This window comes from Pseudomonas sp. Pseusp88 (assembly GCF_047303955.1).
Lineage (GTDB): Bacteria > Pseudomonadota > Gammaproteobacteria > Pseudomonadales > Pseudomonadaceae > Aquipseudomonas.
In genome coordinates this window covers 21595-39127 of the sequence record NZ_JBGLYM010000034.1, presented here as the reverse complement: position 1 = coordinate 39127, position 17533 = coordinate 21595, and the positions used below count along the sequence as shown (strand labels likewise).

The following is a 17533-nucleotide window of genomic DNA, read 5'->3' as shown; positions in this document are numbered from 1 at the left end:
GCCCATCATGGAAAAACGTGAAGAACTCTACCGCGGCAAAGCCAAGTCGGTGTACACCACTGACGACGCTGACCGTTTGATCCTGCTGTTCCGCAACGACACGTCGGCGTTCGACGGCAAGCGCATCGAACAACTGGACCGCAAAGGCATGGTGAACAACAAGTTCAATGCCTTCATCATGCAGAAGCTCGAAGCCGCAGGCGTGCCGACCCAGTTCGACAAGCTGCTGGGCGACAACGAATGCCTGGTCAAGAAGCTGGACATGATCCCGGTCGAATGCGTCGTGCGTAACTACGCCGCCGGCAGCCTGGTCAAGCGCCTGGGCATCGAAGAGGGCACCAAGCTCAATCCGTACACCTTCGAGCTGTTCCTCAAGAACGACGCCATGGGTGACCCGTTCATCAACGAATCCCACGTGGTGGCGTTCGGTTGGGGCACCGCCGAGCAACTGGTTCGCATGAAAGAACTGTCGCTCAAGGTCAACGAAGTCCTGAGCAAAATGTTCGACGACGCAGGCCTCTTGCTGGTCGACTTCAAACTGGAATTCGGCGTGTTCAGCGACGGCTCCATCGTCCTGGGTGACGAGTTCAGCCCGGACGGCTGCCGCCTGTGGGACAAGGACACGCGCAAGAAAATGGACAAGGACCGCTTCCGCCAGGGTCTGGGCGGCGTGATCGAAGCCTACGAAGAAGTCGCCCACCGCCTGGGCGTCCCGCTGTAACCTGCAAAACGACGCAAGCGCTTGATAGCACGAAAAAAACTTGGACAAAATGCTAGCATTCTCCATTTAAGCTGTTATCATGCGCGCCGTTGGAGAGATGCCAGAGTGGCCGAATGGGACGGATTCGAAATCCGTTGTACTGGCGACAGTACCTAGGGTTCGAATCCCTATCTCTCCGCCATATATCGAAAAGCCCCGAGTGTTTACGCACTCGGGGCTTTTTGCATTTGGGGGAAGGATAGGGGAGCGGTTCACCATTCCCCCCAGGAATGCCCCCATAAAAATCCCGAATTTTATTTAAGTCCCCGGATACAGTAGCTTGATCACCATCGAATATGGAGATCGTGCGATGCCCAACTCCCGCCTGCAGCTTTACGTTGACGCCCAGCTCACCAGCCCTTACGCCCTGTCGACCTTCGTCACGTTGCGCGAGAAAGGTATCGAGTTCGAGATGGTCGCCCTGGACCTGGATAAATCGGAAAACCAGGAAGAAGGCTATGCCAGCCTGTCCTTGACCCAGCGGGTGCCGACGCTGGTGCATGGCGATTTTGCCTTGTCCGAATCTTCGGCGATCACCGAGTACCTGGAAGAGGTGCTTCCGCAGACGCCGGTCTACCCACGGGACCGTCAGTTGCGGGCAAAAGCGCGGCAGGTGCAGGCCTGGCTGCGCAGCGATCTGCTGCCGATCCGGCAGGAGCGCTCCACGCTGGTGGTGTTCTACGGCGTGAAGGGGGCGCTATTGTCGCCTGCTGCCGAAGCTGCAGCGCACAAGCTGTTCGCCGCAGCTCAGGTGCTGCTGGCGCGCAATCCGGATTACCTGTTCGGCCAATGGTCGATTGCTGACGTCGACCTGGCCCTGATGCTGAATCGGCTGATTCTCAATGGCGACGAAGTGCCCTCTGCGCTGGTGGAATATGCACAGCGCCAATGGCAGCGGCCGACAGTACAGGAGTGGGTGAAATTGCCGCGACCGGAGATTCAGTAACAATTCTGCGAACATGAAAAAGCCCCGGGCGTCCACACGCCCGGGGCTTTTTCGTCCAGCGTGCTGTCAGCAGGTTCTCAAGCCTTGGAAAGCCTGCCCACCGGCAACAACAACCGCTCTGCAACAACGCCAAAGATCAGGCCCAGACTGGTCCACAGGACCAACTGGATGCCCAGCGCGGCGGTGCGGAATTTCCACAGCAGTACCGGCGAGAAATTCTCCGGCACTTCGTTGAAGGTCGGGAACAGGTAGGCGGCCACCGACACGATCACCAGGTACGCAGCGACGCCTTTGATGGCGCCATTCCACAGCCCGGAGCGGGCGATGAATTTACGTCCCGCGTTGATCGCGATCACCGCCGCAGCGACGGATACCAGCATCATCAGGAAGAACAGCCGGGTGCGCTGGCCGATGGTGTCGGGATCGCCCACGGCCGGTGGGTTGGGTGGGTAGACCAGGCCTGGCACGACGAACACCGCGACAAACGCGACCAGGGCGAGCAGGGCGGACAGACCGCGCGGGCCGACCTTGCCGATGCGGCCCAGGGAGTAAGCGAACACCAGGGCGAAAATGCCACCCAGAGAGATGCTGTAGACGACGACGCCTGTCAGCAGGCCGAAGGTGCTTTGTACATCACGGCTGACCAACTCTTGCTCTTCCGGCTCTGCTGCAGCGTCGCCGTGGGAGTGTTGGTGAGCCTGGCCTGCTTCGAACGCGATAGCGTTATCAACCTGCGGTTCGCCGAAAACCTTGGCAAAACCAAAGGCCAACAGGCCAGCCATCAGGCCGACAAGCATGCCCCTGACGAGTAAACGACCAGTCATTGGAAAAACCTCAAGTCAGTGGCAGGGAAAGCCCAGCAGGTGGCGGCCATCGTGTACGAATTCGTGAACGTACGTGCCAGAGAACATTGCGGTTGCACCTTGCTCGGCGCCGACGAAATACAACGCCAGCATCAGCAGCAGGCCGCCGAAGATCGCCCAGGGCAAGACTTCGCCCAAGGGAATGGTTGGAATGGAGATATCGGTTTGACTAGCAGCGCTATAGGCCATGATTACCTCTAGGGATTACGCGTCCCGGTTACGGTGGGGAAGATCGAAGAAAGGTCTGGCTTTCGGCTTGGAGCCGACCACAGTGGCGCGACCGCGTCGGTTTTTGACCGACTTCTTTTTTCGCAATATTTGGATACAGCGCGCCTAGTGTACGCTTTCGGCAAGCACGCATCACAGGAATTGCACAATGGCCTTGCGCCTCACTCTGGTATCCCATGCCGCAACATTGACGCAGAAGCAGGCACGCTTTCCTGCAGACGAGCCGGTGCTTATGGATTGGCAGGCACAGGCCAACAAATATAGTCAGTTCGCCGGCCGACGAACCCGTTTCGTCCATGGACCCGAACTGCGTACAAGCCAGACGGCTACGCTGTTCAGCGAGCAATCGGACATCGATCATGGTTTGCGTGACTGCGATTTCGGTCAGTGGCAAGGCTTGAGCATCGAAGAGATCGAGCAGGCCGATCTTGGCGCCTGGATGAGCGACTGGCAGGCGGCGCCCCATGGCGGGGAGTCTATCGAGCGTCTATACCAGCGGGTAGGGGAGTGGATGGATGGGCTGACCGGCACGGGGCATGTGGTGGCGATTACCCATCCATTTGTGATTCGTGCGGCATTGATGCGGGTGTTGCAGTGCCCGCCGGTGGCGTTTCATGCCATTGATATCGAGCCGTTATCGGCAGTGGATCTGCGCTTCAACGGGATATGGCGGATGCGGGCTGTTTCTCTATAGCTCCGCGAGCGCGGGAGATTGGCTGTGCAACGAACAACCGCCTGTGAGACCGGTCTTAGCCGGGCGTACGCCTTCCCGGCTAGAACCGGTCCCACAGGTATCATTTCAAGTCAGATGCTTGCACAGGAACACACCTGTTACGCCAACTCGGAGCGCAACTGCCGCGCCGCCGCCACCATATTCACCAACGCCGCTTCGGTCTCCGGCCAGGCGCGGGTTTTCAGGCCGCAGTCCGGGTTGACCCACAGGCGTTCGGCTGGCACACGCTTGGCCGCCTTGCGCAGCAGGTTGATCATCTCCTCGGTCGGCGGAACCCGTGGCGAGTGGATGTCGTAGACGCCCGGACCGATATCGTTGGGGTAGTCGAAAGCTTCGAAGGCGTCCAGCAGCTCCATGTCCGAGCGCGAGGTTTCGATGGTGATCACGTCGGCGTCCATGGCGGCAATGGACTCGATCACATCATTGAACTCGCTGTAGCACATGTGGGTGTGGATCTGGGTTTCGTCCCGTACGCCCGAGGCGCAGAGGCGGAAGGCTTGCACCGCCCAGTCCAGGTATTCCTGCCATTGCGCACGGCGCAGCGGCAGGCCTTCGCGGAAGGCGGCTTCATCGATCTGCACGATCTTGATCCCGGCGGCTTCCAGATCGACCACTTCATCGCGGATGGCCAAAGCCAGTTGCTGCGCCTGAACCTTGCGCGACACGTCTTCCCGGGGGAAGGACCACATCAGCATGGTCACGGGGCCGGTCAGCATGCCTTTCATGATTTTGTCGGTCTGGTTCTGGGCATAGCGGATCCACTCGACGGTCATGGCCTGTGGGCGGCTCAGGTCACCGAAAATGATCGCCGGTTTAACGCAACGCGAACCGTAGCTCTGTACCCAGCCAAAACGGGTGAAGACATAGCCGTCCAGTTGCTCGGCAAAGTACTCGACCATGTCGTTGCGCTCGGCCTCGCCGTGCACCAGTACATCCAGGCCCAGACGCTCCTGCAGCTGCACCGCATGACGAATCTCGTGATGCATGGCGTCGGTGTAGTCGCTGATGGAAATCTTGCCCTGCTTGAAAGCCTGACGTGCCAGACGAATCGACGAAGTCTGTGGGAACGAGCCGATGGTGGTGGTCGGAAACGCTGGTAGATCCAGACGTGCACGTTGCAGTTCGATGCGTTGGGCAAACGGCGAATGGCGCCGGCTGTCGGCGTCGTTCACGGCAGCGATGCGTGCCTGCACGTCGGTTTTGTGGATGCGGCTGGACTGCTGACGGCTGGCCTGGACTGCGCGGCTGTCCTGTAGGGCCTGCTGCACAGTGAGATCCTGCGGATTGACCACGGCGGTGCTCAGCACGGCGATTTCGCGGCACTTCTGCACGGCGAAGGCCAGCCAGCTTTGCAGTTCGGTATCCAGCTTGTCTTCACGGTCCAGATCCACCGGGCTGTGCAGCAACGAGCAAGAACTGCTCACCCATAGATTGTCACCGAAGCGCTGCTGAGCCAGTTGCAGTTGTACCAGGGCCTTGTCCAGATCGCAGCGCCAGACGTTACGGCCATTGACCACGCCCACGGACAGCACTTTGTAGTTCGGCAGGCGGTCGAGCACGCTGGCCAGTTGCTCGGGAGCGCGGACCAGATCGATATGCAGACCATCCACCGGAAGTTCTGCGGCCAGGCCGAGGTTGTCTTCGAGGCCGCCGAAGTAGGTGGTGAGCAGTTTTTTCAAGGGCGAATATTGCAGGATGTGATAAGCCCGTTCGAAGGCGCCTTTCCATGCCTGCGGCAGGTCCAGGGTCAGGATCGGCTCGTCGATCTGCACCCACTCGACGCCCTTGCGAGCCAGGCGACCGAGGATTTCGCCGTACACCGGCAGCAGGCGTTCGAGCAGGTCCAGCTTGTCGAAGTCGTCGCCCTTGGTCTTGCCCAGCCAGAGGTAAGTCAACGGGCCGATCAGCACCGGTTTGACCTTATGGCCCAGAGCCAGCGCTTCGTCGACTTCGTCGAACAGTTGTTCCCAGCTCAATAAAAAGCGCTGATCGGCGCTGAATTCCGGGACCAGGTAGTGGTAGTTGGTGTCGAACCACTTGGTCAGCTCCTGGGCGTATTGCGCTTTTGAATGCTCGCCACAGCAGGCAACGCTGGCGCCACGGGCCATGGCGAACAGGGTGTCGAGGGTTGGCAGGTCGTGCTTGCCGAGGGTGGGAGCGAAACGCTCGGGAACCACGCCGAAGGCCAGGGAGTGGCTGAGGACCTGGTCGTACCAGGCGAAGTCGCCCACCGGCAGTAGCTCGATACCGGCATCGCGTTGCAGCGCCCAATGTTGCGCACGCAGGTTGCGGCCTATGGTCGTCAATGCCTGTTGGTCGATATCGCCTTTCCAGTAGGATTCCAGAGCTTTCTTGAGTTCACGGTCGGCGCCGATGCGCGGAAAACCGAGGGAATGTGCCAGTGCCATAGCAATACGTCTCCAATGGGTTAAGTGGCGCGCATTGTCGACAGCCAGGTCTGTATGAGACAAACTCATTATTTTCCAGATCAACACAAGATTCATTCATGTGTGGGGTGGCCACAAACATTTATGAAAAAGATCCTGATCATCGGTATCGGCGCCGGAAACCCTGAATACATCACGATTCAGGCGGTCAAGGCGTTGAACCGGGCCGACGTGTTCTTCCTGATGGACAAGGGGCAGGGCAAGGAAAAGCTCAACCAGCTGCGCAGCGAGATTCTCGAGCGCTACATCGACCAGCGCGATTACCGCGTGGTGGAGGCGTTGAACCCCGAGCGTGAGCGCGGGGAGGGCGATTACCTCAAGGCGGTCGGTGAGCTGAACAGCGAAAAGCAGCGCACCTTCGAGCGACTGATCGGTGAAGAGCTGGCCGATGGCGAATGCGGGGCGTTTCTGGTGTGGGGGGATCCTGCCCTCTACGACAGCACGATCAGAATCCTCGACGGGATTCTGGGCACGGGTCGCCATGCCTTCGACTACGAGGTCATTCCCGGCATCACCAGTGTTCAGGCCTTGACTGCCCGGCACAAGGTACCCCTTAACAACATCGGCCAGTCCGTGGAGATCACCACCGGGCGCAGACTGGCGCAAGGCTATCCCGAGAATGTCGACAGCGTGGTGGTCATGCTCGACGCCCAGGACAGCTATCGAACCGTGACGGATCGTGAACTGGATATCTATTGGGGCGCCTATCTGGGGACCCCGGATGAAATCCTCATTTGCGGCAAGCTCAAGGATGTGGCCGACGAGATCGAACGCACGCGCAAGGCGGCGCGCGAGGCCCATGGCTGGATCATGGATACCTATCTGCTCAAGCGTGAAGTCTGACAGCCGTTGCTGCTATGGGAGCGAATTCTGTGGGATTCATCCGCGAAGGGGCCAGTACATCCAACACATTGGCGGCGTCCGGAATAAAGCTTTCGCGAATGAGTTCGCTCCCATAGTAGCGCGTGCTTATCGTCGGATCTGTGGGAGCGGATTCATCCGCGAAGGGGCCAGTACATCCAACACATTGGCGGCGTCCAGAATAAAGCTTTCGCGAATGAATTCGCTCCCACAATTCCCCTTCAATGCGCTCCCATATACTTATCGCCGACATCATATCGCCACGTCATAAGTGACAAAATGTCGCAATGCCATGCATCGCGAGTAAGATATGCCCCTTGCCTGCACCCGGATTTTTCCGGCGCGGGTCTGATGAGCCGGCGAAAAGAAGAAGATAAATGCCAGGCTGCCCGTGCCGTCGATGTACCGATATTACGAGTAGACGAAAAAGGCGATTAGAGAAAATGACCAAAACTTCGCGTCCGCTGTACATTTCCTACGCAGGTCCGTCCCTGCTGGAAATGCCCCTGCTGAACAAAGGCAGTGCTTTTACCCCGCAAGAGCGGGTCGAATTCAACCTGATCGGTCTTCTGCCGCAGAACGTAGAGACGATCGAAGAACAAGTGGCTCGGGTATTCAGCCAATACAAGCAATGCGCCAGTGACCTGGACAAGCACATCTACCTGCGCTCGATCCAGGACAACAACGAAACCCTGTTTTTCCGCCTGCTGGACTCGCATCTGGAAGAGATGCTGCCGATCATCTACACACCGACTGTCGGTCAGGCGTGTCAGGAATTCTCCAAGATCTACCGCACCCATCGCGGCCTGTTCATTTCCTATCCTGAACGCGATCGCATCGACGACATCCTGCGCAGCGCCACCAAGGACCGTATCAAGATCATCGTCGTCACCGACAGCGAGCGAATCCTTGGCCTGGGCGACCAGGGCATCGGTGGCATGGGCATCCCGATCGGCAAGCTGTCGCTGTACACCTCCTGTGGTGGCATCAGCCCGGCCTACACCCTGCCGATAGTGCTGGACGTTGGCACCAACAACCAGGAACTGCTTGACGACCCGATGTACATGGGCTGGCGCAACAAGCGCGTGACCGGCAAGGAATACGACGATTTCATCGCCCTGTTCATCGAAGCCGTACAGCGTCGCTGGCCGGATGTACTGTTGCAATTCGAAGACTTCGCCCAGACCAACGCCATGCCGTTGCTGGAGAAGTACCGCGACGAGCTGTGCTGCTTCAACGATGATATCCAGGGCACCGCGTCGGTAGCCGTGGGTACCTTGCTGGCTGCGTGCAAGGCCAAGAACGAAACCCTGGGCCAGCAACGTGTGGTCTTCCTCGGCGCCGGTTCAGCCGGGTGCGGTATCGCCGAGCACATCATCGCTGCGATGGTCATCGAAGGCCTGAGCGAAGCTGAAGCGCGCAAGCGGGTGATGATGGTCGACCGTTTCGGCCTGCTCACCGACAGTATGGACAACCTGCTGGACTTCCAGAAGAACCTCGCCCAGAAAGCTGCCGATACCAGCGGCTGGTCGAGCGGCGCCGGTTACCCGGAGCTGCTGGACGTGGTCAGCCACGGCAAGCCGACTGTGCTGATCGGTGTATCCGGTCAGCGCGGCCTGTTCACCGAGCAGGTCATCCGCGAGATGCACAAGCACTGCGCCAAGCCGCTGGTCATGCCGCTGTCGAACCCGACGTCGAAAGTCGAAGTGACGCCGCAGGAAGTCCTGACCTGGACCAACGGCGAAGCGCTGGTCGCAACCGGTAGCCCATTTGCCCCTGTGACTGTAGGCGATCGCACGTTCCACATCGCTCAGTGCAACAACTCCTACATCTTCCCGGGGATTGGTCTGGGTGTAATCGCGGCTAAAGCCACGCGCATCTCCGACAAGATGTTGATGGCGGCGTCCAACGCTCTGGCCGAATGCTCGCCAATGGTCACTGGCAAAGGCGACGCCGTATTGCCGCCATTGAAAGAGATCCAGGAAGTCAGCCGCAAGATTGCCCTGGCGGTGGCCAAGCAGGCACAAGCCGAAGGTCTGGCGCTGGAAACCACGGAAGAAATGCTGATCGAAGCGATTCAGCGTAACTTCTGGCAGCCGAACTACCGCTCGTACCGTCGTAGCGCTATCTGATAGCGTTCTGACGAGCCCCACGAAAAACCGCAGCAGGGCAACCTGCTGCGGTTTTTTTTCGCTTGCGGCAAAGGTGGCTCAGTCGAAGCTCAGGATTTCACTGCCCCTGGCTTGCAGTATCTCGGTGAATTCCGGCAGCCGGGCGACAAATTCGTCTTCGAATGCCAGATAGCGATCCTGGGTGTGCACGTAGCGAATGTAGGGCTTGATTCTCGGTGTGTCCTTCGAGGACAGCTTGAGCACCTGATTGCTGCGCTGATTCCAGAACCAGGCCAGGGTCTGGGTGCCGAAGCTGTTGGACCGGTAGTTCCAGACCCACCAGTCGCCGTGCCCGCGTGATGCATGAATCTGACCGTGAAAGGTACGCATCGTGATGGTCCGTTTCGGCTGGGTCACGAGCATTTGGGTCTGCTGGCGGATCTCGCTGCCAAAGTCAGCCAGCACCGCTTGGGTCGTCCGCCCGGCGAGAAAGTCGAAGCGCCATGCATGCAGCACGGTCTCCTGATAGCCCGGGTCCTCGAGATTTTGCCGCGCGCCTTCGCTGAACAGCATGATTTCGTCGCCGCCCAGATAGACCGCCGACCGGGTGAGTTTATAGCCTTCGACCGGCAACGGCCGGGCGGGGCTGACCTGCTGCGGCTGATCCTGATGCCAGATCCAGCACAACGGGCCGCTCAGCTCCATGAACAGCAAACGCCCGGGGCCAATGGCTAGCATCGTCATTTCGCCGGGGTGCTCGAAAATGATTTCGCTGGAGTCAGCGGTTATGCGCCAGATGCGGCATAGCCGGTCGGGCTCATAGAGGTACTGACGTTCGAACACCTGGGCGCCCAGTACCAGGGTGGGGTCCTCGAACTCGGGCCATTGCAGCTGTGCCGGACCAAAGCGCTGAGTGTCGTTGCCTTGACGGCTTTCGTACTGAAACAGGTCCTCACCGCTGCGACTGCCGCGATAACCCCGGCGTTTCCACAAGCTGCGCTGGTGATTGGCATCAATGAGCCACAGATCGGCACCGTCGGCACCATCGATGCGGTCTTCGAGCATGTCCTGTTCGGCCGGTGGCCATTGATTGAAATCGACCAGGAAACACAGCCACTGCTCGTCATCCTGCTCGGTGATGGAGGCCCAGCCGTTATGGTAGTTGTGTTCATTGATGTAAGTGGGGCCGGGGAAGTCGTGAACCTCCTGCAGCAGGTCCAGCTTCCTGCGCCTGGTTTTGGCGGGCTTGGGCCCGGAGGGATCGGGCTGCTGCGGTTCGATCCATTGCGGCGTCAACTCAAGTTCCGAGTGGTGGTTTTGCCAGTGCTGCACAAAAGCCTGGCGCTGCCCGGCAGGGATGATCACCGGTCGATAATCATCGCCACCGGCGTCCAGATTCCACAGTTCGAGCCCCTGTCGAGCGAGCAGGGGGGCAAGGGCTTGCAGGCAGACTTCGGGCATTTGCGTGGTCAGTTCGTCCAGCAACCTTTCGAACGTCGGGCCGCTGAACAGGCTGATGCCGGGGTAGTAATGCTGGAACAGCGCAAGCAGCTCGCCGCCCGGAGTCTTCCAGTCGATATGAATCAGCGGAGCAAAGTCGGGTTGCGTCACGCTTGCCTTCCTTGAGGTGGGGGAACTGCGCCATCTTAGCGGGGCAGGAAAAAGGATATTGAGGTACAGCACACAAGACAGAGCAGTGACTGGCTTCCACGGAGCCGTGCTTGCCGGGGTTACTGTGCCCGGTTTAATGTCGATCGAATTACCTTCTTCTCCAAAAAATCGAGAGCACCCCATGCCGCACATGACCCTGGAATACACCTCCAATCTGCCACCTTTCGATGTGCGCCGGACCCTGCTGGCGCTGAACCAGGCGCTGTTTGCGTCCGGGCAATTCACCGCCGAGGCGGATATCCAGAGCAAGGCCGTCGCGGTGGGAGAGTTTCAGGTAGGTACCTTGTCTACGCCCCGGGGCTTCATTCATGTGCAAATGGCGTTGTTCAATGGTCGTTCCGCCGAAGTGAAGCGGCAGCTGTCGGCGAGCCTGCTGGCGGTATTGCAGGAGGTGTGCGAGTGGCCGTCCGGACTGGAGGTGCAATTGAGTGTGGATATCGTCGACCTGGACCGCGATGCCTATGCCTGGACCACCCTGAAACCTTGAAACCCCGAAGATAAAAGGCGTAAGACCTTTTGTTCTCATCCTTTTCACAAAAAATTGATGGCGGTCTGCTTAAAGTCTGCGCTATCGGAGGAGTTGCCCAACTCGATCGCTCCGGCGTAATTCATTAATCAAGCAGACCGTTATGCTGAACGTTAAAGCCGTCCGTCCCGAGCTGGTGACTTTGCTCGCCAGTTGTTTCTTGCTGCTCGGGTTTAACGCCACTCTTTGGCAACATGTGTTCTCGATTACCGAGTTTGACGGCAAGGGCCTTGTGCTTCGTGTGGCTTTCGGTCTGCTGGTTTTCTGCATCTTCAATATTTTCCTCACCTTATTTGCCTTTCATCGTGTATTGAAACCCGTGCTCACGGCGTTGTTTCTTATCAGCGCCGGCGTGGCTTACTTCATCAATGAATATGGGGTGATGATTGATGCGGGCATGTTTCGCAACTTTGCAGAAACCAATGTCACCGAAGTACAGGGCCTGTTATCGCTGAAGTTGGGGATTTATTTGCTGTTGCTGGGTGTCGTGCCCTCTGTCCTGTTATGGAAAACCCCGATCAATTATCGCCACTGGCCTCGTGAGTTGCTGAGCAAGGCACTGGTGAGCGTCGCCTGCGTGGCGGTGCTTGGTGCGGTGGCAATGATCAACTATCAGGGCTTGTCCTCGATGTTCCGTAATCATCATGAGCTGCGCCTGATGGTGGTACCCAGCAACTACATCGGTGCGTCGATGGGCTATTTGAGCGAGCAGGTGGTGTCGGCGCGGCGGCCATTCGTGAAGATCGGTGAAGACGCCCGGCGTTCGCCGCGCTGGGCCGGCCATCAGCGCAAGTCCCTGACTGTACTGGTGGTGGGTGAAAGCGCCCGGGCCGAAAACTTCGGCCTGCTCGGTTACGGTCGCGACACAACGCCGAAGTTGAGCAAGGAAAACGGCCTGGTTGCCTTCAGCGACGTGCACTCCTGTGGCACCGAAACCGCTGTATCCGTGCCGTGCATGTTCTCCAATATGGGCCGCAAGGACTACAACGCCAGTCAGGCGAAGAATCAGGAAGGGCTGCTCGATGTGCTGCAGCGATCCGGCCTGCAGGTGATTTGGCGGGATAACCAGTCCGGCTGCAAAGGCACCTGTGACCGCGTCACTTTGCAGGACGTGAGCAATCTCCAGGACCCGCTGTTGTGCGCCAATCATGAGTGCCGCGACGAGATCCTGCTGCAAGGCTTGCAGAGCTTTATCGACAATCTCGATCAGGACACCGTGCTGGTCCTGCACCAGATGGGCAGCCACGGCCCGGAGTATTTCAAGCGCTATCCCAAGGCGTTCGAGAAATTCACCCCGGTGTGCGAGAGCAACGCCCTGAACAACTGCTCGCGGGAGAGCATCGTCAACGCTTACGACAACACCCTGGTCTACACCGACCACGTGCTGGCGACCCTGATCGACCTGCTGCGCAAGCAGTCCCGGGTCGACACCGCCATGCTTTATCTGTCGGATCACGGCGAATCCCTGGGCGAATACAATTTGTTCCTGCACGGCACGCCTTACTTGCTGGCGCCGGATCAGCAGAAGCATGTGCCCATGCTGGCCTGGTTCTCCGACAGCTATCAGAAAGCCTTCGCGGTCGATCCCCAGTGCCTGGAAAAACAGCGCAATGCGCCGCTGAGCCAGGACAACCTGTTCCATTCGATGCTGGGGCTGTTGCAGGTCGACACCAAGGTCTACAACGCGCAATTGGATATGTTCGCGGGTTGTCACGGGGCGCTGGCCAATGAGTAGTGTGTCCCTGCAAACGTGGCCCGGCCTGTGCGTTCGCCTGGGAATCTGGCGTGACCGGCAACTGGCCCGGCACGCCCTGAAAATCGCTGGCGAACCGGGGCTGGTCCTGGATTTGCCCAGTGGTACCGGGCGGTTCTGGCCAGTGCTGGCCGAACACGCCAATCGGGTGATCCTTGCTGCGGATCCATCCCGAGACGCCCTGGATCTCGGCGAAACCCAGTGCGACGGGCAGACCCTGCAACGCATCAAGACTTTTCAGACCTCGGTCCTGGCCATCGACCTGTCGGCCAACGCGGTGGACTGCATTTTCTCCATGCGCCTGTTCCATCACATTGCCAGCAGCGAGGAGCGCCTGGCCGTCCTGCACGAATTCCATCGGGTCACCCGGGATACCGTGATCATCGCCCTGTGGGTCGATGGCAACATCAAATCATGGCGGCGCAAGCGCATGGAACAATGTCGCGCCAATGACGGACAGAAGCCGCCACGCAACAACCGCTTCGTGGTCAGTCGGGGGCAGATCGAGACAGAGTTCAGCGATGCCGGCTTCGACATCCTCAGTCATCACGACGTGCTGCCCGGTTACGCCATGTGGCGGGTGTATGTGTTGCGCAAGAGCTCCTGAGGCGATCCGATGGCCGGTCGCCCTGGGCGCCAGTGTTGGCCAGCATTCAAGATGAAGATGTTCAAGACTTGCAGGACAGATGCCCGGTAATCGCCGATGGCGATATATACTGCGCGCCATTCTTCAAGGGAGAGCCGTGTGGCCATCGATATTCACTGGATTCGCGACGACGACAGCCTCGCCCTGCATTGCGCACAGTGGCAGACCCTGCCCTTTGTCGCCCTCGACACCGAATTCATGCGGGTCGATACCTTTTATCCCATTGCAGCCCTGTTGCAGATCGGTGATGGCAGCAGTGCCTGGCTGATCGATCCATTGCTGATCAAAAACTGGCAGCCGTTTTCGGCGCTGCTGGAAAACCCTGACGTGGTCAAAGTGGTCCACGCCTGCAGCGAAGATCTCGAAGTTCTGCTGCGCCTGACCGGCAGCCTGCCGACGCCGCTGTTTGATACACAGCTGGCGGCCGGCTTCCTGAACCTGGGTTTCTCCATGGGTTACTCGCGACTGGTGCAGGAAGTGCTGGGCATCGAACTGCCCAAGGGCGAGACCCGTTCCGACTGGTTGCAACGTCCGCTGTCGGAGACCCAGATCAGCTATGCCGCCGAGGACGCTGTGCATCTGGCTGAGGTCTACGCCATCCTGCGCCCGCGCCTGTCGGACGAGAAATATGCCTGGTTGCTGGAGGACGGCGCCGAACTGGTGGCCAACCTGCGCCGCGAGACCGATCCATACGAAGCCTACCGCGACGCCAAGCTGGCCTGGAAACTGTCCGGCGCGCAATTGGCCGTTCTGCGCGAGCTGTGTGCCTGGCGCGAGCAGCAGGCCCGCGCGCGCAATCTGCCGCGTAACCGGGTAGTCCGTGAGCAATCGTTGTGGCCATTGGCCAAAACCCAGCCGGACAACCTGACGGCCCTGGCGCGGATCGAAGACATGCACCCCAAAACCGTGCGCCAGGACGGTGAGTTCATTCTCGACCTGATTCAGCGCGCCGCCAGCCTGCCGCCCGAGCAGTGGCCCAAGCCGCTGCCCGAGCCGCTGCCGATCGACGCGGCCACGCTGCTCAAGTCGTTGCGCGCCATCGGCCAGCAGTATGCCGAGCAGCTGCAAATGGCCCCTGAGCTGATGCTGCGCAAGAAAACCCTGGAAGCCCTGCTCAAGAGCGGCTATCCCGACGGTCCCTATCAATTGCCCGATTCGCTGCGTGGCTGGCGTCGTGAGCGCATGGGCCAGGCCCTGCTCGACAGTCTGGCTAGCGCAGGAGAACAGCCGTGAAACGTATTTGCTCCATTTACCGCAGCTCGAAAAAAGACGGCATGTATCTGTATGTGCTCAAGGCCGATGAACTCAAGCGCGTGCCGCCTGAGCTGATGGTCGCTTTCGGCAAGGCGTTGCATGCCTTCGATCTGGTCCTGAGTCCAGAGCGTGCCCTGGCGCGCGAGGACATCCACAAGGTGCTGGATAACCTGGAAAAGCAGGGCTATCACCTGCAGATGCCACCGGCTGAAGACGAGTACATCGAACATCTGCCCGAAGAATTGCTGCGGCGCAACGATCCTGTCTGATCCTGCTCCCAGGACTGTTTTGGCATGCGCCCGGAAGAATGAGGGGTAACCCCGCCGGTGGGCGCAGGTCTGGTTTTTTTAAGGTTTTGAAACCATGCGTGTGCTGATTGCTGAACACGATTACGCCGTCTACACCCAATTGCTGCGCCACGCGGTTCCCGATATTACCGTGATGAGCAGTGGCGATTCCGCCGAACTGTCCCGCCTGGCGGCGGACTGCCCGGTCTGGCTGGGCCAGCCGGATCTGTTGGCCAACCTGCTGCGCCAGGGCCACACGCCGCAGTGGCTGCAGTCGACCTGGGCGGGCATAACGCCACTGCTGGTCGACGGCTTGCCCCGTGATTACCGTCTGACCCGTGCCGTGGGGATTTTCGGCCAGGTCATGGCCGAGTTCGTCTTGACCTACATGCTCGGTCACGAGCGCGAGGTCCTGGCTCGCCTGGTCAGCCAGGTCGAGCGCAAGTGGGATAACCGCATGGGCCGCAGTCTGCAAGGGCGCAAGGCGTTGATCGTCGGCGCCGGCGATATCGGCCTGACGGTTGCACAATTTCTCGTGCCGTTTGGCGTCGAGGTCTATGGCATTGCCTCCCAGGCCCGCACTCAGGCGCCTTTCGTCGAAGTGGCGGCCCTGACGGATCTGGAGCGTATGGTCGGTACAATGGACTACGTGATCAACCTGCTGCCCAATACGCCGAAGACCCACGATCTCTACGATGCCAGGCTGTTCGCCAGATTCAATCCCGACTGCCTGTTCATCAACGTCGGTCGTGGTGTGTCGGTGGTCGATGCCGATCTGGTGGAAGCCTTGAAGGAAGGCCATCTGGCCGGAGCGGTGATCGATGTCTGCCGTCAGGAGCCGCTGCCGCAACGCCATCCGTTCTGGACCGCCTGGGGGCTGCTGCTGACCGGCCATAGTTCGGCGCCGACCTCGCCACCGGCAATGACCCGATTGTTTGTTGAAAACCTCAAGGCGTTCGTTGCGGGCGAGCCGTTGCGTGGGGAAGTGGATTTCGCCAAGGGTTATTGATGCCTGCACCGATGTGCAAACCATTGTGGGACCGGCTTTAGCCGGGAAGACACCAGCGCAGACGATAGAGGTTATCGGCTGTACCGGCCTTTTCCCGGCTAAAGCCGGTCCCACAGTTTGTTTTGCAAATCAGGGGGTTACAGCGAGAAATCACCTTCAGCTGCCAGTTCCGCCACCGGACGGCGCGGGCTTGGGGTTTCCCGGGCCTGCAGGTAATCGGGCAGGCTCGCCTTGTCACCCAGCTTGCCGATGGCCACGGCCGCGTGCAGGGCATAACCCTCGGGGATATTCAGTTCCTTGCGCGTCAGTTCCTGATCGAAACCGGCCATGCCGTGGGTATGCCAGCCGCTCAGGCTCGCTTGCAGAGCCAAATGGCCCCAGGCCGAACCGGTGTCGAAGGTGTGCCACAGGGCAGGGGTTTCTTCAGTTGCGCCAGGTGCGGTAAAGGTGGTCTTGGAGATCACGATCACCAGCGCCGCCGCATGCTGTGCCCAGCCACGGTTGAACTCGTTCAGCAAACCCAGGTAACGCTCCCAGTTCGGCGTGTCACGACGCGCGTAGAGAAAGCGCCATGGCTGCGAGTTATAGGCCGAAGGCGCCCAGCGTGCCGCTTCGAAAAAGCTCAGCAGGGTGTCCTGGGGGATGCTTTCGCCGCTGAATGCGCGAGGCGACCAGCGTTCGGTGAATTGTGGGTCAATGGCATGATCGGCGATACGAGGATTGCTGCTCATAAGGGTTATGGCCTGACTGTAGATCGGAAGGGAAATGAATGGATGGGCCGTGGACGGCAGGCATCGCGAAAACTGCCTAAAGTTACTGTGCAGTCAGAACTGTTACAAGCCTGTTTGTGCCAATAGTCGTCTGCACTTGGCCGCTGACGCCGGAGTCTCTAGACTGGCGCCCCTTTCCATCAGCCCGATACCGAAACCCCCATACCATGGCCGCCAAAGTCGAACCTTTCTGGATACGCAAGACCCTTGACCAGCTCGATCAGCAGGAGTGGGAGTCGTTGTGCGATGGCTGCGGCCTGTGCTGTTTGCAGAAGCTCGAAGATGAAGATGATAACAGCGTCTATTACACGCGCATCGCCTGCAAGCTGCTGGATCTCAAGACCTGCCAGTGCACCGACTACCCCAACCGGCGCGCTTCGGTACCCGACTGTATCCAGCTGACGCCGGGCAAGGCCGACGAATTCAAATGGCTGCCGCCGACCTGCGGTTACCGCCTGGTCAGTGAGGGCAAGGACTTGCCGCTCTGGCATCATCTGGTCTGTGGCGATCCTGAGGCTGTGCATCACGAGCGCATCTCCCAGTCCGGGCGCATGCTCGCTGAAGGCAGCGTGCCGGAAGACGACTGGGAAGATCACCTGATTTTTCGGGCGGGATAAACCCTCGGCGGTTACCCTGCATCGGGCTGGACGCACAGGCCCTGTAGGAGC

17 protein-coding genes, 1 tRNA gene and 1 riboswitch are annotated in these 17533 nt (G+C 59.5%); of the genes, 13 read left to right on the top strand and 5 right to left on the bottom strand.

Annotated elements, in window-relative coordinates:
- Positions 1-7 precede the first annotated feature (7 nt).
- The 3 genes from purC (at position 8) to yfcF (ending at position 1706) form a co-directional block, all read left to right on the top strand.
- Positions 8-721 carry a phosphoribosylaminoimidazolesuccinocarboxamide synthase gene (gene purC / locus ACCD02_RS27660; protein ID WP_413309039.1) on the top strand — a complete coding sequence of 238 codons (714 nt, stop codon included), beginning with the start codon at positions 8-10 and terminating at the stop codon, positions 719-721.
- 91 nt (positions 722-812) lie between these two features.
- Positions 813-902, top strand: a tRNA-Ser gene (locus ACCD02_RS27655).
- Positions 903-1070: 168 nt separating this feature from the next.
- Positions 1071-1706 carry a glutathione transferase gene (yfcF, locus tag ACCD02_RS27650; protein ID WP_413309037.1) on the top strand — a complete coding sequence of 212 codons (636 nt, stop codon included), beginning with the start codon at positions 1071-1073 and terminating at the stop codon, positions 1704-1706.
- Positions 1707-1783: 77 nt separating this feature from the next.
- Here yfcF and ACCD02_RS27645 read toward each other — a convergent pair whose 3' ends face one another.
- The gene (locus ACCD02_RS27645; protein ID WP_413309035.1) at positions 1784-2530 is read right to left on the bottom strand and encodes a CbtA family protein; all 747 of its coding nucleotides are present in this window, start codon (positions 2528-2530) and stop codon (positions 1784-1786) included.
- Between the two features lie 15 nt (positions 2531-2545).
- Positions 2546-2758 (bottom strand): CbtB domain-containing protein, encoded by a 213-nt coding sequence (locus ACCD02_RS27640; RefSeq protein ID WP_413309034.1) that lies wholly within the window; start codon positions 2756-2758, stop codon positions 2546-2548.
- Positions 2759-2787: 29 nt separating this feature from the next.
- Positions 2788-2921: riboswitch (cobalamin riboswitch) on the bottom strand.
- Positions 2922-2945: 24 nt separating this feature from the next.
- On the opposite strand from ACCD02_RS27640, the gene ACCD02_RS27635 reads away from it, so the two are divergent.
- Positions 2946-3491 (top strand): histidine phosphatase family protein, encoded by a 546-nt coding sequence (locus ACCD02_RS27635; RefSeq protein ID WP_413309032.1) that lies wholly within the window; start codon positions 2946-2948, stop codon positions 3489-3491.
- Between the two features lie 137 nt (positions 3492-3628).
- On the opposite strand, the gene metE is transcribed toward ACCD02_RS27635, so the two are convergent.
- Complete coding sequence (gene metE / locus ACCD02_RS27630; protein ID WP_413309030.1) at positions 3629-5938, bottom strand: 5-methyltetrahydropteroyltriglutamate--homocysteine S-methyltransferase; 2310 nt, start codon at positions 5936-5938, stop codon at positions 3629-3631.
- 123 nt (positions 5939-6061) lie between these two features.
- Here metE and cobF point away from each other — a divergent pair, with 123 nt between their 5' ends.
- Complete coding sequence (cobF, locus tag ACCD02_RS27625) at positions 6062-6820, top strand: precorrin-6A synthase (deacetylating) (RefSeq protein WP_413309029.1); 759 nt, start codon at positions 6062-6064, stop codon at positions 6818-6820.
- Between the two features lie 461 nt (positions 6821-7281).
- Positions 7282-8970, top strand: coding sequence for an NAD-dependent malic enzyme (locus ACCD02_RS27620; RefSeq protein ID WP_413309027.1), 1689 nt, complete (start codon positions 7282-7284; stop codon positions 8968-8970).
- Between the two features lie 78 nt (positions 8971-9048).
- On the opposite strand, the gene ACCD02_RS27615 is transcribed toward ACCD02_RS27620, so the two are convergent.
- A complete protein-coding gene (locus ACCD02_RS27615; protein WP_413309025.1) occupies positions 9049-10560 on the bottom strand; it encodes a hypothetical protein in 1512 nt (503 codons plus the stop codon).
- 181 nt (positions 10561-10741) lie between these two features.
- Between ACCD02_RS27615 and ACCD02_RS27610 the strand changes: the two genes are divergently transcribed.
- From ACCD02_RS27610 to ACCD02_RS27585, 6 genes are all read left to right on the top strand, one after another.
- On the top strand, positions 10742-11107 hold the full coding sequence (locus ACCD02_RS27610) for a 5-carboxymethyl-2-hydroxymuconate Delta-isomerase (protein ID WP_413309023.1): 366 nt from the start codon (positions 10742-10744) through the stop codon (positions 11105-11107).
- A 142-nt stretch (positions 11108-11249) separates the two neighbouring features.
- The gene (locus ACCD02_RS27605) at positions 11250-12881 is read left to right on the top strand and encodes a phosphoethanolamine transferase (RefSeq protein ID WP_413309022.1); all 1632 of its coding nucleotides are present in this window, start codon (positions 11250-11252) and stop codon (positions 12879-12881) included.
- A complete protein-coding gene (locus ACCD02_RS27600; RefSeq protein ID WP_413309020.1) occupies positions 12874-13506 on the top strand; it encodes a class I SAM-dependent methyltransferase in 633 nt (210 codons plus the stop codon). The genes ACCD02_RS27605 and ACCD02_RS27600 overlap by 8 nt, the downstream gene beginning before the upstream one ends.
- A 138-nt stretch (positions 13507-13644) precedes the next feature.
- Complete coding sequence (gene rnd, locus ACCD02_RS27595; protein ID WP_413309018.1) at positions 13645-14778, top strand: ribonuclease D; 1134 nt, start codon at positions 13645-13647, stop codon at positions 14776-14778.
- A complete protein-coding gene (locus ACCD02_RS27590) occupies positions 14775-15068 on the top strand; it encodes a YcgL domain-containing protein (RefSeq protein ID WP_413309016.1) in 294 nt (97 codons plus the stop codon). The genes rnd and ACCD02_RS27590 overlap by 4 nt, the downstream gene beginning before the upstream one ends.
- 94 nt (positions 15069-15162) lie before the next feature.
- On the top strand, positions 15163-16095 hold the full coding sequence (locus ACCD02_RS27585) for a D-2-hydroxyacid dehydrogenase (RefSeq protein ID WP_413309014.1): 933 nt from the start codon (positions 15163-15165) through the stop codon (positions 16093-16095).
- 137 nt (positions 16096-16232) lie between these two features.
- Here the strand turns inward: ACCD02_RS27585 and ACCD02_RS27580 are convergent, their stop codons facing one another.
- A complete protein-coding gene (locus tag ACCD02_RS27580) occupies positions 16233-16826 on the bottom strand; it encodes a nitroreductase family protein (RefSeq protein WP_413309012.1) in 594 nt (197 codons plus the stop codon).
- Positions 16827-17032: 206 nt separating this feature from the next.
- Between ACCD02_RS27580 and ACCD02_RS27575 the strand changes: the two genes are divergently transcribed.
- Positions 17033-17482 (top strand): YcgN family cysteine cluster protein, encoded by a 450-nt coding sequence (locus ACCD02_RS27575; RefSeq protein WP_413309010.1) that lies wholly within the window; start codon positions 17033-17035, stop codon positions 17480-17482.
- Positions 17483-17533: the final 51 nt, after the last annotated feature.

Coding starts and splice junctions, on each gene's coding strand:
- purC (WP_413309039.1), top strand. CDS start 8: ATGGAAAAACGTGAAGAACTCTACCGCGGCAAAGCCAAGTCGGTGTAC.
- yfcF (WP_413309037.1), top strand. CDS start 1,071: ATGCCCAACTCCCGCCTGCAGCTTTACGTTGACGCCCAGCTCACCAGC.
- ACCD02_RS27580 (WP_413309012.1), bottom strand. CDS start 16,826: ATGAGCAGCAATCCTCGTATCGCCGATCATGCCATTGACCCACAATTC.
- ACCD02_RS27640 (WP_413309034.1), bottom strand. CDS start 2,758: ATGGCCTATAGCGCTGCTAGTCAAACCGATATCTCCATTCCAACCATT.
- ACCD02_RS27635 (WP_413309032.1), top strand. CDS start 2,946: ATGGCCTTGCGCCTCACTCTGGTATCCCATGCCGCAACATTGACGCAG.
- ACCD02_RS27605 (WP_413309022.1), top strand. CDS start 11,250: ATGCTGAACGTTAAAGCCGTCCGTCCCGAGCTGGTGACTTTGCTCGCC.
- ACCD02_RS27600 (WP_413309020.1), top strand. CDS start 12,874: ATGAGTAGTGTGTCCCTGCAAACGTGGCCCGGCCTGTGCGTTCGCCTG.
- ACCD02_RS27645 (WP_413309035.1), bottom strand. CDS start 2,530: ATGACTGGTCGTTTACTCGTCAGGGGCATGCTTGTCGGCCTGATGGCT.
- ACCD02_RS27610 (WP_413309023.1), top strand. CDS start 10,742: ATGCCGCACATGACCCTGGAATACACCTCCAATCTGCCACCTTTCGAT.
- ACCD02_RS27620 (WP_413309027.1), top strand. CDS start 7,282: ATGACCAAAACTTCGCGTCCGCTGTACATTTCCTACGCAGGTCCGTCC.
- ACCD02_RS27575 (WP_413309010.1), top strand. CDS start 17,033: ATGGCCGCCAAAGTCGAACCTTTCTGGATACGCAAGACCCTTGACCAG.
- metE (WP_413309030.1), bottom strand. CDS start 5,938: ATGGCACTGGCACATTCCCTCGGTTTTCCGCGCATCGGCGCCGACCGT.
- ACCD02_RS27585 (WP_413309014.1), top strand. CDS start 15,163: ATGCGTGTGCTGATTGCTGAACACGATTACGCCGTCTACACCCAATTG.
- cobF (WP_413309029.1), top strand. CDS start 6,062: ATGAAAAAGATCCTGATCATCGGTATCGGCGCCGGAAACCCTGAATAC.